The 15,256-nt window shown below is 40.4% G+C and carries 14 protein-coding genes; 5 read left to right on the forward strand and 9 right to left on the reverse strand.

Annotated elements, in window-relative coordinates; genetic code table 11:
- Nucleotides 1–59: 59 nt before the first annotated feature.
- From ACRWP9_RS17995 to gloA2, 6 genes are all read right to left on the reverse strand, one after another.
- Nucleotides 60–1,382: an O-acetylhomoserine aminocarboxypropyltransferase/cysteine synthase family protein gene (locus ACRWP9_RS17995; RefSeq protein ID WP_434927125.1), complete on the reverse strand. Its 1,323-nt coding sequence runs from the start codon at nucleotides 1,380–1,382 to the stop codon at nucleotides 60–62.
- Between the two features lie 109 nt (nucleotides 1,383–1,491).
- On the reverse strand, nucleotides 1,492–2,217 hold the full coding sequence (folM, locus tag ACRWP9_RS18000; RefSeq protein ID WP_434927126.1) for a dihydromonapterin reductase: 726 nt from the start codon (nucleotides 2,215–2,217) through the stop codon (nucleotides 1,492–1,494).
- Between the two features lie 204 nt (nucleotides 2,218–2,421).
- Nucleotides 2,422–2,724: an AzlD domain-containing protein gene (locus tag ACRWP9_RS18005; protein WP_226413380.1), complete on the reverse strand. Its 303-nt coding sequence runs from the start codon at nucleotides 2,722–2,724 to the stop codon at nucleotides 2,422–2,424.
- Entirely contained in the window at nucleotides 2,724–3,455 is a 732-nt protein-coding gene (locus tag ACRWP9_RS18010) for an AzlC family ABC transporter permease (RefSeq protein ID WP_434929134.1), read from the reverse strand. Before ACRWP9_RS18010 ends, ACRWP9_RS18005 begins: the two co-directional genes overlap by 1 nt.
- 224 nt (nucleotides 3,456–3,679) lie before the next feature.
- Nucleotides 3,680–4,609 carry an ion transporter gene (locus ACRWP9_RS18015; RefSeq protein WP_434927127.1) on the reverse strand — a complete coding sequence of 310 codons (930 nt, stop codon included), beginning with the start codon at nucleotides 4,607–4,609 and terminating at the stop codon, nucleotides 3,680–3,682.
- A 78-nt stretch (nucleotides 4,610–4,687) separates the two neighbouring features.
- On the reverse strand, nucleotides 4,688–5,077 hold the full coding sequence (gene gloA2, locus ACRWP9_RS18020) for an SMU1112c/YaeR family gloxylase I-like metalloprotein (protein ID WP_434929135.1): 390 nt from the start codon (nucleotides 5,075–5,077) through the stop codon (nucleotides 4,688–4,690).
- A gap of 181 nt (nucleotides 5,078–5,258) precedes the next feature.
- On the opposite strand from gloA2, the gene ACRWP9_RS18025 reads away from it, so the two are divergent.
- The gene (locus ACRWP9_RS18025) at nucleotides 5,259–6,179 is read left to right on the forward strand and encodes a manganese-dependent inorganic pyrophosphatase (protein WP_434927128.1); all 921 of its coding nucleotides are present in this window, start codon (nucleotides 5,259–5,261) and stop codon (nucleotides 6,177–6,179) included.
- A gap of 183 nt (nucleotides 6,180–6,362) precedes the next feature.
- On the opposite strand, the gene ACRWP9_RS18030 is transcribed toward ACRWP9_RS18025, so the two are convergent.
- Nucleotides 6,363–9,431, reverse strand: coding sequence for a transglycosylase domain-containing protein (locus tag ACRWP9_RS18030; protein WP_434927129.1), 3,069 nt, complete (start codon nucleotides 9,429–9,431; stop codon nucleotides 6,363–6,365).
- A gap of 396 nt (nucleotides 9,432–9,827) precedes the next feature.
- Here ACRWP9_RS18030 and ACRWP9_RS18035 point away from each other — a divergent pair, with 396 nt between their 5' ends.
- The gene (locus ACRWP9_RS18035) at nucleotides 9,828–10,709 is read left to right on the forward strand and encodes a DUF72 domain-containing protein (protein ID WP_434927130.1); all 882 of its coding nucleotides are present in this window, start codon (nucleotides 9,828–9,830) and stop codon (nucleotides 10,707–10,709) included.
- A gap of 327 nt (nucleotides 10,710–11,036) precedes the next feature.
- Nucleotides 11,037–12,113, forward strand: coding sequence for an ABC transporter substrate-binding protein (locus ACRWP9_RS18040; RefSeq protein WP_434927131.1), 1,077 nt, complete (start codon nucleotides 11,037–11,039; stop codon nucleotides 12,111–12,113).
- Nucleotides 12,114–12,367: 254 nt separating this feature from the next.
- Here the strand turns inward: ACRWP9_RS18040 and ACRWP9_RS18045 are convergent, their stop codons facing one another.
- On the reverse strand, nucleotides 12,368–13,207 hold the full coding sequence (locus ACRWP9_RS18045; RefSeq protein ID WP_434927132.1) for a DUF4339 domain-containing protein: 840 nt from the start codon (nucleotides 13,205–13,207) through the stop codon (nucleotides 12,368–12,370).
- A gap of 23 nt (nucleotides 13,208–13,230) precedes the next feature.
- Entirely contained in the window at nucleotides 13,231–13,662 is a 432-nt protein-coding gene (locus tag ACRWP9_RS18050; RefSeq protein WP_434927133.1) for a DUF4339 domain-containing protein, read from the reverse strand.
- A gap of 668 nt (nucleotides 13,663–14,330) precedes the next feature.
- On the opposite strand from ACRWP9_RS18050, the gene ACRWP9_RS18055 reads away from it, so the two are divergent.
- Nucleotides 14,331–14,960, forward strand: coding sequence for a helix-turn-helix domain-containing protein (locus ACRWP9_RS18055; RefSeq protein ID WP_434927134.1), 630 nt, complete (start codon nucleotides 14,331–14,333; stop codon nucleotides 14,958–14,960).
- A gap of 77 nt (nucleotides 14,961–15,037) precedes the next feature.
- Entirely contained in the window at nucleotides 15,038–15,238 is a 201-nt protein-coding gene (locus ACRWP9_RS18060) for a hypothetical protein (RefSeq protein ID WP_434927135.1), read from the forward strand.
- Nucleotides 15,239–15,256 lie beyond the last annotated feature (18 nt).

Raw genomic sequence — 15,256 nt, forward strand, 5'->3', positions numbered from 1 at the left:
ATTTTTGTTTAAGCTAACGTTTACTTTTAGCGCTTAATTACACTGCAGTTAACAGTGCATTAACTTGAAGCTTTATCCAGCGCCTGACTCACATCGGCAATAATATCGTCGATATGTTCAATACCCACTGAAATTCTGACCAGGTCCTCTGATACACCCGCTTTAGCAAGCTCAGCGGCATCCAGTTGTCTGTGGGTGGTGCTGGCAGGGTGACACGCAAGTGACTTGGCATCACCAATATTCACTAGACGTAACACCATTTGCAGTGCATCAATAAACTTACCGCCCGCGACTTTACCAGCCTGCGCATCTGCCGCTTTAATACCAAAGCTAACAATACCTGAGGCTTTACCGCCAGTAATTTTCTGGCAACGTTCAAATTGTGGGCTATTCGGTAGCGCGGCATAATTCACCCAGCTGACGTTAGGATGATTTTCTAAAAACTGAGCTAAAGTTAAGGCGTTACTACAATGGCGCTCCATGCGTAAGCTCAATGTTTCTAGACCTTGTAGTAACAAAAATGCGCTTTGTGGTGATAATGCAGCACCCGTATTACGTAGCGGCACTACGCGACAACGGCCAATAAATGCAGCAGGGCCAAAGGCCTGGGTATAAACCACGCCGTGATAAGACGGATCTGGCTCATTTAATAATCCAAAACGGGCTTTATTCGCCACCCAATCAAATTTACCTGAATCAATAATCACTCCGCCAATGGTAGTACCGTGACCGCCTATGTATTTGGTCAGTGAGTGAATAACAATGTCAGCACCGTGGTCGAATGCACGACATAACACTGGTGTTGCTACGGTATTATCAACAATTAACGGCACACCATGTTTATGGGCAATTTCAGCTAAACGCTGTAAGTCGACCACATTACCGGCTGGATTACCTATTGACTCACAAAATAGTGCTTTGGTTTTATCATCAATTAGCGCATCAAGACCCGCGTAATCATCATACGCTGCCATACGCACTTCAACGCCTTGGCGCGGCAACGTATGGGCAAATAAATTATAGGTGCCACCGTATAACTGGCTAGTACTAACAATGTTATCGCCGACCTGGGTTAACGCCTGAATCGCATACGTAATTGCTGCCATACCTGATGCAACGGCCAAGGCTGCAATGCCACCTTCAATGGCTGCCATGCGTTGTTCAAGCACATCCGTTGTCGGGTTCATTATGCGAGTATAGATATTGCCAGGCACTTTTAAATCAAATAAATCGGCACCATGCTGGGTATCATCGAAGGTGTATGACGTGGTTTGGTAAATCGGCACTGCAGCAGCCTTGGTGGTCGCTTCTGACTTATAGCCATGGTGTAACGCAAGCGATTCAAGCTTTAAATTTGCCGTAAACTGAGTATCTGCTGACATAGACCTTCCTTGTGGTGATGGTTAGTGTGAAATATTGATTAATATCCACACTAGCAAATAGCCATCTAGAAGTCTAAATGTTTTTTATCTTCATTTAAAACTGTGTTGATTACACCAAATGCCTGCCACCATCAACCGCATAACTGCGGCCGGTAACGTAATGGCTTGATTGTAGGTATTCCACTAGCGCAATAATTTCGCTATTACCGGCTTCTTTGGGTAAAACCGCTTTAGCTAGCGCTTTGATTTTGTATGCTTCATCGTCGTGTTCGTTAAATAAAATCATTGCCGGTGCAATAGAATTTACTTTAACGTGTGGCGCTAATTTTGCGGCAAAAGATAAGGTTAAGTTGTGCAGCGCGGCTTTACTAGCAGCATAGGCAATGTGTTTTTTACTGCCCTTTTCGGCGACATAGTCAGTAATATGAATAATATTGCTGGCACCAATAGTCTGATGATTTAACTGCGCTGTTGAGATCAGTAAGTCAGCTAGCGCTAAGTTGATTTCGTAAGGGGCATTTACATGCACTTGCATCATACGATTAATGGTTTCACTGGCGCTTAAGCCGCTGTTATCGGGTAACCAATCGGAGGCATTATGAATGATGCAGTCTAAACGAGTAGATGCGTTAACTTGCTCAATCAAGTGCGCTATCGATGCTGCATCAGTTAAATCGCATTGAATAAGGGTTGCACCTAACTTACGTAACTGCTCTATGCTGTCATAGTGGCTGCGATAAGTGCCAATCACATTATCTCCACGGGCTAAAAAGTGCTTTGCTAGTGCATAACCTATCCGTTTACCCACGCCTGTAATTAATAGCGTTTTATTCATAACATCCTCTTTATTAACTACCACAGTGTTTTGGATCATCAAAAGCCTAATAGATTTAACGTCTCATATCGTTAAGTATTTAACGTTTATTTAATGCAGGTTTACATGCTTAATTTATCCGATTGAATAAAGTTGCATTGATTATTGTAACTGACTCTAAATACAACTAGATGACAGTTATTACGTCCAAAGTTACTGTTCGGTTTAATAAATAATAAAAAATAGTCCCATACTCACAATAGTGGTTAATAGGGTATTTTTAGTCAGCCATGCCAGTAATGTCGCAACGACGGCGCAGATAAGGTAAGGATTAGACAATGAAATATCGAGCTGACTTTCAGGCGCAAACACGATAGGAGCAAAAATAGCCGTTAACACTGCAGGGGCGGAATAACTTAAAAAAGTCAGTGTTTTTTGGTTTAAGCGTATTGGCACTTTAGGCTCTAATAAAATATGCCGACTGGCAAACACAATAATCGCCATTAAAATAATTGTTAACCAAATCATTATTGCACATCCTTGTTTGCAGCCTGCTTACTAGCATCGTCGGGTTGAAGAGGATTAGGCTCTGAATGCTGACTTTCCGACTGTAATTCGCCGGTTAATTTAGCGTAACTGTAACCCGCTATCATGCCTGACAATGAGGCAATTAATAACCCAGATTGTAACCCTAATACCGCACAGACTACTGCTAATACTAATGACACCAACACACAAATTAACACCGAAGGTTTAGTCACTGTAGGCACTACAATGGCAATAAAGGTGGCAGCAATGGCAAAATCTAGCCCAAGCTCACCAAGATTATCAATATTTTGTCCTGCTATAATGCCAATGAAGGTCGCGATGTTCCACCCAAGATAAAAGGTAAAGCCGCCACCAAGGGCATACCAGGGGTCAAACTTATGTTGCTGGCCATGGTTGGCTATCGCAAATAATTCATCGGTTAATAGAAAACCTAACGACAGTCGCCACTTCAATGGTAATGGACTAATTCGATTACGCATTGCCATTGCATATAACACGTGACGTGAAGTGATCAACAAGGTGGTGATAAGAATACCGCTTAAACCAACGCCGGCTTTTATCATCCCTAACGCCACTAGCTGGGCGCTACCGGCAAAAATAATTGCAGACATGGCTTGGCTTTGTAAGCCGGTTAACCCGACCTCAAGCGCAAATGATCCCGCTAATATGCCCCATGGAATAACCGCTATGGTTAATGGCATCACCGCCAAAGCGCCTAACCAATACGATTTAGCCCGGCTAGGTGATGCGCTTTTAGACGTTGATAAAGTAGGCGTCGACACTCGAATTCCTTGTGCTTATAAATGAACTATTTAGATTAACCTGAACCCATAAAAAAAGCCCTTGAAAATTTTTAAGGGCTTTGTTTTTAATATCAACAGGTTCAATTCAGCTAGATGCTGCCAATGTATAGGGTTGGTACATTAACCAGAACTTACTTCACTTTTGTAGTAGCTGCGCTATTTGCTAAAACAGATGCTTGCTGCTGAATGACCAAGGCGGTGAGTTGATCAATTTTATCATGCAACTTTTGCATATCTTCCACGCTGGCGTATGCCGCGACTTGGGATGTAGTCGATGTTGGCTCCGTCGATACTTCAGTCACTTCAGTAGTTTTTTCATCAAGCTGTGCGTCCAGTGCTTGCTTCGCCTTTGCCTCACTCATCAGACGGCTTTCTTCACTCATTACATCTAATACCGTGCCCACCATCATATTTAAAAAGGTGAAGGTGGTTAAAAAGATAAAGCTTAAATAAAACATCCAACTTAACGGATAAACCGCCATGGTTTCATACATAATTGATGTCCACGACTCGAACGTGGAAATACGAAACAGGGTCAACATGGCAATAGACACATCGCCCCATAAAAACTCATTGATGTGAGCAAAGAACATGCTGCCTACTGCGCCATAAATATAAAAAATGACAAACATCAATAACACTATGTAGCCCATGCGAGGAATGGCTTTAAATAAAGCATTAATCAGCATTCGCAGCTCAGGCACCATAGACACTAAACGCAGTACGCGAAATATTCTTAATAATCGAGCCAGTAAAACGGTTGAACCGCCGAGTGGAATTAAGCTGCCAATCACAATAATGGTGTCGAAAATATTCCATCCTTTAGAAAAAAAGCTTTTAACGCCATCACTGGCAAGGTAGCGAATAATTAATTCGAAAAGAAAAAACACCGTAATGCCGATGTCTAACACCCATAAGCTACTTTCTAACCATTGGGGTAAATGATAGGTGTGAGCGCCAATCGATAATGCCGACACCACGATGACAAAAATCACAAACCCCTGGAAGGTCTTACTGCGATCAATGATTTTTAGTTTATTTTGTATGGCGGTAATAGACATAAAAATGAGCGCTCCTGCAAATATAAGTACAACAGATAAAATGTTGCAGGAGACTACAGAGTTTGGCTTAATTTTGCATTAAAAATGATCAGCATAAAGCTCTAACGGTAAACCGTCGGGGTCATTAAAAAAGGTAAATCGTCTTTGAGTGTATTCATCGACACGAATAGGTTCAACATCAATGTTATGGGAAACTAAATGTGCAACCACTTGATCAATATCATCGACCCGAAAGGCTAAATGGCGTAACCCTTGAGCCTCGGGATAACTGGGTCTAAGCGGTGCATTATTAAAAGAGAAGAGTTCAATTTGGCTGCCATCGGGTAAGGCTAAATCCAGCTTGTAGGAGTCACGTTCGGCGCGGTAATTCTCAGCTATTATCCGTAAGCCTAATATATGATGATAAAAGGTCTTTGAGCGTGCATAGTCGCCACAAATAATGGCCACATGATGAATACCAAGTAACATAGTAAAATCCTCTTTCAACATATAATGGCCCTAATTTTATAGTACAGTTAGGTCAAGGGCTAGATTGGGACTCAGCCAGCTTAAGCTTTTTAACACCGCATGATAGCTTTTTTTCGGATAACGATTGGTCAAGCATTTAAATCTTGCTAAAATCAGCAGCAAATTTACAGGAGCCTTTATAATGTCAATGTATGTAGTGGGTCACAAGATCCCTGATTCAGATTCAATTTGTGGTGCGATCGCGTTAGCTTATTTAAAAAATCAAATTGGTGAGCCTGCTATTGCAGCACGTTTAGGTGAATTATCACCTGAAACGGCTTTTATTTTAGACAAATTTGGCTTTGACGCTCCTGAGTATAAAACCAGCTACGCTGGCGAAGATGTGTATATTGTTGATCATTCTGAAGTGACTCAAGCACCGGACGATATTGCCCAGGCGACGATTGTCGGTATTGTTGATCACCATAAACTCGGCGACTTAACCACTTCAACACCACTAGAGTGTTGGATCCGCCCAGTAGGTTGCAGCAACACTATTATTAAAATGATGTTTGATTTCTACCAGGTAGAAATTCCAGCTAATATTGCTGGCATTATGATGTGCGCTATTTTAAGCGACACGGTAATCTTTAAATCACCTACCTGTACCACAGCGGATATTCGCTGTGTTGAAGCATTAGCCGCTATTGCTGGTATTGAAGACTTTAAAGACCTAGGCATGGATATGTTTAAGGTTAAGTCTGCGGTTGAAGGCACTCCGGCACGCGACTTAGTGATGCGTGACTTTAAAGACTTCAACATGAACGGTAACCTAGTGGGCATTGGTCAATTAGAAGTGATTGATTTAGCGGTTTTTGATGCTATTAAAGCGGATTTAGTGGCTGATATCGCCTTATTAAAGCAAGAAGGCAATCGTCATAGTGTGTTGTTATTGCTAACAGACATTATGAAAGAAGGCTCTGAAATGTTGGTTATTTCAGACAGCGCAGATTTAACAGAACGTGCTTATGGTAAACCGACAGTCGATGGCAAAGTGTGGTTAGACGGCGTATTAAGCCGCAAGAAACAAGTTGTGCCGTCATTACAAGATGCTTTTGCCTAATATAGCAGCATAGCGTTGAGCTTAGTCTCCGTTGATCCTAAGCTTAACACTAGGCAGTTAAGCAGGCTTTAATAGCCTGTTTACGCAATAAAAAAGTCAGCAATAATCGCTGACTTTTTTATTGCTCGGTTTTGGGGACATCACCCCGCCTCTAGCTCACCTTGTTTCAACTATTTAGCGCGACTAAATGCCAGCAGATTCTGCTACACATAAAGGCTGCTGGTTAAATAATTGCGGCGTCAGTATTGGCAGCATGCCCTTCAATACTTGTAACGGCAGTGCTGAGGTAAAGCTAAAATCATCTGCTTTAGCCCCAGGTACAAAGGCGGTTAAGGTGCCAAAATAATTGTCACCCAAGTAAAATACAAAGGTGGCAGTACGGTTCATAGCAGTAGAAGACACCTTACGTCCGTTACGAATTTCAGTCGCGATGCGGTTATCCCCGGTACCCGTTTTGCCACCTAGGCGAACAAAAGTACCATCGACATTCATAATGCTGCCATTTAATCGCCTTCCAGTGCCCTTTTCTACTACATTAGCAAGCGCATTTTTCAATGCGGTTGCTACCTCAGGCTTAAATACTTGAATAGGTTGCGGAGTACTATTGGCTAATTTAACCTCATAGGGCGTATCTGTAGCAAACTGTAATTCTTCTATCCGTATTGTGGGTGCCCGCATACCGTCATTTTGAATAATGCCCATTAGTTCAGCCAAGGCTGCTGGACGATCGCCAGAACTGCCAAGGGCCGAGCCTAGTGATGGCACGATAAAATCAAATGGATATCCCATTCTCTGCCAGCGTTGATGAATACTTAAAAAAGCCTCAACTTCCAACATCACTTTAATGCGACTGTCGCGAGCATTTTGATGACGGGTACGGAATAACCATCGATAGACCTCAATCAAAGTGGCTTGGCTGTCTTCTAACACTTGCGTCATATTGGCGTCTGGGTAATCATTCAGATAACTCAGCACCCACAGCTCTAGTGGATGTACCCGCGCAATATAACCTTGATCAGCAAGATTAAACTTATCTGAGCCATACTTGTTATATAAGCTGCTAATTTGTTTATCACTAAAAATTTTATCCGGTATTTTTTCAGCCAAAAATAGCTTTAAGTCCTGATCACTTTTGTAAGGTTGTAGGAAACGATATGTCGCGCTAAGTCGATGTTCGCTAGCCTGCACACCATTAAAAAATATCGCTAATCTAGCTTCAGGGGATAACGATTGATACTTGCGATAAAAGCGTCGCACAAAGGTGCTGCCTTCTCGCTTTGCAAAAGCTTTTAAGTATTCTTCACGGCGAGGGTCTTTATCATTGCGCAGTAATTGCGCCATGCTACCTTCACTATTATAGCTACTACTATAGTTAACAATATCTTGCATCAAACGTACAAACGGCAAGTTAACTGAGTCTTGCAAGGCTTCATATAAAGTTGGATTTCTGCTGTCTTCCTTCTTTTGGAAGTTACTGAAAACATGCAAACCACCGCCGGTAAAAAAGCGTTCATACGCCGATGCCGAATAGCGTCTTTCAAGCGCCGCATTTAACATACGCGTTAAATTACGGTCACGGGTTTCAATTAAATAATCGACCACCCAACGGGTGATTTTATCTTTGGGTTCAACATCGATTCGATATAAATCGGTGACGGTTTTATCTTCAAAGCGATGCTGTAATTCTGCAATAATTTCCAGATATGTCGCTAATACTCTTAATTTAGCAGTAGAACCTAACTCGAGTTTACTGCCCTCGTTAATATCAAAAGGTTGATCGGTACTGTCTGTTTGTACCCGGACTCGATTAGCACCTTGATGCTTTTCAAATAGGGTAAAACTATAAAGTACATTAGGGAGCTGTTCAGGGGTCAGTAATCGCTCACCTAACAACCCCACCTTTTGAGCGTATTCTTGCTGACCAAGGCTACGTAAGTAGTCACCCACTTGCTGTTGTAAATCACCATGGAAGGTACTGTTAACCGTTAAGTCTAAGCGGTCTAAGTCAAATAAACTGCTCGACAACATGCTCGCGGTTCTAATGCGAACCGCATTAACGCCCTTGTTGTTAGGATTATCTGGATGGCCTCTGCGTCGATCAAACTGCAGCTGTTGTTGCATGGCCGAGTTCATTAGCTTAGGGTCAATCAATGCATAGCTAACCAGCAAGCGCAAATGACTGTCTACCAGCACTTCTAAGTCATCATGACCTTTTAGTAAGTAATATGATGGACGACGCTGTGCAATCATTAAGGCGACAATTTGTCGAAACACTTGCCCACGCTCAGCAGCAGTAGCGGGATCATGTCCTGACAGCAGTAATCGGTTGGCTCGATTAAAATCGGTTTTAAACCAGGCCCACAAACCATCGCCAATACCGTGAACCTCACCAAAGCCTGGCGCAGATGACAGGGGCACAGTATTTAAGTAATCTTGAACAATACGCTGCCTAGCCGCAAGGGTATTTTCACCTTGCTGATAAACGCGGATCATCGCCGAACCAATTTGCAGTAACTTATCTTCAATACTAGAGGTTAAACCGAATTCAGAGTGGCGAAACTTTTCAATTTGGGTCGCTAAAGTACTGCCACCAGCATTTGACATATTCAAGCCAGCTTTTTCGGCAATTTGGGTAATACCAGCAACCACAAATCGAGGCCAATCAATCACAGGGTTGTGGTTAGGCTCTGGGTTCCAAAGCTCACGGTTTTCAATAAAAAGTAATGTATTAACCACTTCACTGGGGATCATGTCGGTGTCTTGATACGCACGACTAGGGTATAGAGCATCGAATACAGCTTGATTACGACAATCTTGAATAATTAAACCAGATTGTGCTTTTTCATGGTACGGCGGAAAAAAACCATATTCGGTATAATCCATTAACATAGGCGAAAAGCTAGCTTGCTGCTCGATAGTGAAGCCATTTTTAACTAGCTTATCAATATATTGGGGTAACTTAGTATAGCCATGACGGATATCAAACGGGCCATACTTTGGATAAATAACTTTGTCGGTAGCAAAAGGAACAACTTGATAAGTCAGCTGTGTGCCGTAATGATGAACTAATTTAGATTGGTAATGGGAGGTTTTAACTTCAAACGCAACAAAAACACCAACAGCCACTAATAAAATGATGAAAAGCAAGATAAACAGCAGTTTACCTCTGCGGCTAGAGTTGGCTTTTTGCTTTTGTTGAGAAGATTGAGGCCGATAATTATCAAACTTCATATCTAGGTTTGGATCTGACACAATCACTCCGGTGAAAACCAAAACACTGACAACATGTCAGCAATGTTCCGCGCGATAATATAACATGAAATCGCCGAGGCATTTTATCAGATAGCGGTAGTGTTGAGATAGATAGATAAATGATAAGAAGTGTCTTTTTATTGGTTTGTGGTGAAAAAAGGTCATAAATGCCCATTTTACTAAGGCGGGTTAATAAGTCACTCTGCTCAACTTACGATTAAGAGATTTATAAATTACCGTGAAAATTGATAAATTCAAATACTTGAGCTCAACTGTGAACGGTAAGCTCAATTTTGCACTTTAAATCTTGCGCTGATAAAACGTAAATTTACTGCAGCTAGCGGCACCAAGCCTGCTGGGTATAAATTTATTATCTTGAATTGAAGGTGGCTACAAATGAATACCGAACCTTTACTAAGATTGGGCTTAGCCATGTGGTCTCAAACACAGTGGAAGCAAAGCGTGTATGGCGATTCGCCAGTATCGGCACGGTTAGAAAGATATGCACAAATATTTAATACCGTTGAAGGCAATACCACATTTTATGCATTACCGACATCCCCGACAGTAATGAACTGGCGAGATGCTGTACCAGAGGATTTTAGGTTTACTTTTAAACTGCCAAAAACAATCACCCATGACTTACAATTACAACATGCTCAAGCAGAGTTACTCCACTTTTTTAATGTGATGGAGCCGTTAACTGACAAAACCGCTATGTGGAAAATTCAGCTTCCAGCAAAGTTTGGTCCTAGCTCGTTGCCAGCTCTTGAGAGATTTTTACAACAATTACCCAAGGATTTTACCTACGGCGTAGAAGTTCGTCACTGGGCATTTTTCAACAAAGGCGAGCATGAAAGAGCGTTAAACCGACTATTAATAGCGCATCAATGCAATCGTATTATTATGGATAGTCGGCCGCTATTTGCCGCAAAAGCAGATAATCCAGCGCTAATTGATGCACAAGGTAAAAAGCCTCAAGTCCCTGTTCATCCTATTGCAACCGCTCATCAACCTGTGGTGCGCTTTATTGGCCAATGTGACTCACAAATCAATCAGGCCTTTTTTCAACGCTGGCGAATTAAGCTTGCACAATGGATAAGAGAAGGAAAGCAGCCTTATATATTTATTCATACTCCTGATAATCTTCAAGCACCTGAGCTCGCGGTCGCACTTTACAACACCTTAAAAGAAGCCGTTAAACCAAATGAGCTCGCTGAAATAAATTTACGCCAACACAGTGACAACAAATCTGACCAATTAGATTTGTTGTTCTAAATAAAACTCGATTGCAGTAAAAAGTAAGACGCATTTAAGCCAGAAATGAAACTATTATTATCTGCAAGCTAACCCGCAATAACCCTACTAATCTCCACCTCATACAAGTACCGTACACGAATGCCACAAGGCTAAAATAATTTCTCGTTATCACTACAATCACTTAGCAACGATTACGGCTATATATGGAATATAAAACCAATCCCAAACTGGCTAAAGTCCCTTTTATGAGCAATCCTTAAAGCACATGATGTACGTCTTTAGACGTACTCACACTTACTAACATTCGCTACTATCAAAACACGAAGCTAGATAAGGACACACATTATGCAAGTAGGTAAATACTTAAAAGTACACATCCTGTTGATAGTAGGTCTGTTGATGTCGACAAATATCCTAGCTGTAACTCTGAACGTACTAGAATGGGAGGGCTACATAAGTCCGTTTAAAGACGATTTTAAGGCCTATGCCAAAACAAAAGGAATGGAGGTGGAGTTAAATATTATGGACCCCTACATCACAGACCCTGAGCTTATTTTCAACAAGATGCGAGCCAGTGCTGCGGATGTTACTACCCCTACTCACAATTACTACAAGATGAATCAAGACAGATTACTTCAAGTTCTTCAGCCGATAGATTTCAGTAGACTGACCAACTATTCTAAAGTACTTGGTTCATTAAGGATCAGCCAATACGATGAATTTAAAGGCGAAAAATATTCAGTACCTTTGTTAGGAGGCTCCTATGGCCTGGCTTACAATGCGGCGAAGCGGGATGAACCTAAGTCATGGGAAGTCCTATGGCAACCAGAAAACAAAGGTAAATACGCCATCACAGGTGATCAATTTGAAGCCAATATTTATACCACTCTATTGGTATTAGGTTATCCACCTGAATCATTTTATGACATAGATGCCGCAACATTAGACAAGTCTAAAGTACAAGCAAAATTAGATAGCCTAGTACAAAATGCAGACTCATTTTGGGGCGGGATGGCTGATGTAGAACGCATGAAAGATCTAGAGCTGGTTACAACCTATTGGTTTGGCGTTGCTGCAGCCAATCAAAGCGGACAGAATTGGAAATTGGCTACCCCAAAAGAAGGCCAAACTGTGTGGTTAGATACCTTAGCCATAGGTAAGCACCTCAATGGCGAAAAACTAGATGCCGCCTATCTATTATTAGACTTTATGATCAGCGAGCCAGTGCAAAAGCGCATATTAGAAATGTACGGTTCAATCATAGTTAACGGTGAAACGGCCAAGTTACTTGACCCTCAGTTGGTTAAGGATGCCAGAGTAGGCGATGAAACATTTTTCTCAGAGCAGTATTTATGGCGTCCACTGAGCTCAAGAACACGTAATACCTATAAGCAAATGTGGAACAAAGCCAAGGCAAATTAACTAAAGAATCAAATCATAAAAAATAGCTCATCAATATAATTGATCGTTATATTTATTTTATTCTTTAATCATTAAAAAGCTAAGTTATTAACAAATGAACTATGTTAATGACTAAGTTATGGTATCAAACCGTGTCAGTAACTCAATGCTACAATCCTTTTGTAAAAGTTAATATGAGTTAAGCAAGATTAAGATTGCCGATAATTTATTTTACGGCAATCTTAACACTCATAATAACGGCAGCATTGCTCAAGTTAATAGATTGTGCGGGGCGCGTTCAGCATGTTCCAATAATGGGGAGCAGCTTGCTTTTCATCTTTAACGACTTCATCTTTAGCTTCAGAATTATCGTCGGTGATAGCGCTTTTTACGAGTGGAGTATCGGTTGTTTTGATGCTGATTTCAGCTAAAGGATTCAATTTTTTTGAATCACCTTTGAACACTGATTTAAGCATATTAGTTACGCCAGATTTCTTAGGCGATTGAGCAACCGGATCTAAACTTGTTGTCGCATTAAGTGGTTGTGTAATCACATCAACAACATCACTTTGAGAATCTGCAACGATTTTGTCGGATATTGAAAGACTTGCCAACGTTTCAGCTTTTCTTTGTGCCACACGTTGATCAAATTCTAAAACAACTTCATTAATTTCACTTTTTGCAATAGCTAAAGCTGCCACTAATTCATCAAATATCCGATTAAAATTATTATAGTTTTGCGCATAAGGAGTAATATTCCCCTTCATATCGTCGCTTAAGTTATTGGTCAAGCGTTTGTAAATATTGATTTCTTGCTCAAGTTCGTACAAATAAGTTTTAGTAAACTTGATATTGTCGTCCATCGATACAATGTCTAACTCGAGTTTGTTCTTTTTAGTAATAAAATCATCAACTAGTGACTGAGGTACTTGTGCTGGAGGTGTAATAGCAGAGACGTATTCGTCAAACTCAGTAATCATACCAACTGGCTTCCACTGAGTAAAATGTGGGTTCCATCCGTAACAGTTTGCATCATTTTTAACAAATGCTATTGCTTCAGTCGTTGTTAAAGGGCCTGTAACATCGCCTTTTTTTGAAAAAAACCACGTATTCATATTTATTATTCTTTTATTAGTTATTAAGTATGTGAACTAGAGACACCAGCCAGGGCTTTCTGCAAGGCTTCATACTGCTCATTAACCGCTCTAATAGTCGCCTTAACCTGCTCATTTAAGTTTTGGGTCTTATTCTTACAGCTAATCGTGTCGCGATCTAAATCACTCATTGAAACACCAATAACTTGCAAAGTAGTTTCAATCCGACTCAAAGCTGTATTAAGTTCTTTCTCTTTTACTAAAAAACTCTCAATAAGCTCAAGCGGAATTTCAATAGGAGATGGTGGCGGTGTTATTGTCATTTCAAAATCGGCAATATCGCTCACTGGCATCCAATAAGCATAAGAAGGATGCCATGCATAAGTGTTTGGATTGGTTTTTACATACTTGATTGATTCAGCTAAGCCTAATGGTCCATTAAGTTCGCCATTATTTGAGAAATACCATTCTTTCATCGTTCCACTCTTATCCTTAAATGGTTTTTGGATGATAATTGTTTAATAAAATCATATTATAGTGGTGATTTTATACGACGAACATATGAAAAATATATGTCGATAAAGGAAGGTATGTATATAACACCGATACAACCTTGAGATAATATATCATGTTGCTTAATTCGACTACTTTTGAGCGGATATTTAACCAATTCACTCATTCAAACCAAGGTCACAACAAAAGCACAACCACTCTGCAACATTAAAGCGCCATATATACAACAATGCGCTGTTCAATGATTAGCAAAAACTGACCCCAATTCATAACAATAAACCGCAAAAAATGGGGTTATTTTATACGCCCAACGCCATAGCCTTACTTCACCTTATAATTCACTTCCTGACCAACTAAATACCAGCCGAGCCCGCCAGGGCAAGCATTATTGGAAAACAAAAATAAGCCATGATAATACACCTATGCTTGGGGAATTTTTAAAGGCTGGCTTTAAGGTTAAGTACTCATAAGATGGCCCTGTCATTTTTATTTACATCGGCATGATTATTCAAAGCGAAAACTCAATAACATTGGGGGTTAAAACACTATTTAACTGGCTTAAAAATATGTTAACCTAATGAAGGATTTCTTTTGCAATGACTGCAAATTATATTTTTACAAGGATTGTTCAATGTCTTTACAGAATATTATTACAATTGATTTACCGCTACAGCAAACCAATCAATTTTTTCATATTTCAAATTTACTGGCATTAAATTTAATTCAGTCTCACTCAGATGATGTTAAAAATACATTAAACACCCTTGAGCCTAACCCTAAAGATATGCATATAATCGTGCATTATTTCGAGTCCCCACTAATATCACTTCAACACATAGACAGCGACTTACTCAATACACACCTACATATCGCAATCTGCCCTAAATTAACGACAGAACTGGAAGTCACCTTTATCTCATCGGGATTTCATTGCAACATGCAAGCTGATGATTCTGTTGTAGATAAAATAAATTCTATTAAACAAGTACAAGCGAAAGAGATAAGTTTTAGCCATAAAGCTATTTCACGTTATGTATTACAAAAAAAGCGCTTACCTTCGTTCACCAATCGCACCAAAATTTTGGCGCTTACAACCAAAAAAGAGCAACAAATACTAGGGTTTATTTGGGATGGGCATTCAAATGAAGAAATCGCTCACAGGCTAGGCATTTCGATAAACACGGTCAAAATGCATGTGCAGAATATATATAAAAAAACCAAAATTAAAAGTCGTGGTCAATTATTTGCATTGGCTGGATAAAGATATAAAAACTTGAGCAACATATTTTTATCTAACCCGACAACTATCTCTCACTTAAATCGTCTACAGGGGACAAAATGTCTATAAAGTTACTATTCATATTTACATTAATCGCTATTTCACCATCAATCGCGGCAGCGACACAAAATGACACCTTGTTTAGTCCCCCTAAAGAAGTGAGCAAAACTAAAACGGAAACCAGAAACTTCATCGCCTATGACATTATCACCCAAATTAGCAAGGCTAACATTGATAGCAAAGTGGTAAAGGGCAACTGAGCAGAATTAATTATCAAT

The sequence above is a fragment of the Shewanella sp. HL-SH2 genome (assembly GCF_051164935.1).
In the GTDB taxonomy this organism is placed as follows: Bacteria; Pseudomonadota; Gammaproteobacteria; order Enterobacterales; family Shewanellaceae; genus Shewanella; species Shewanella glacialimarina.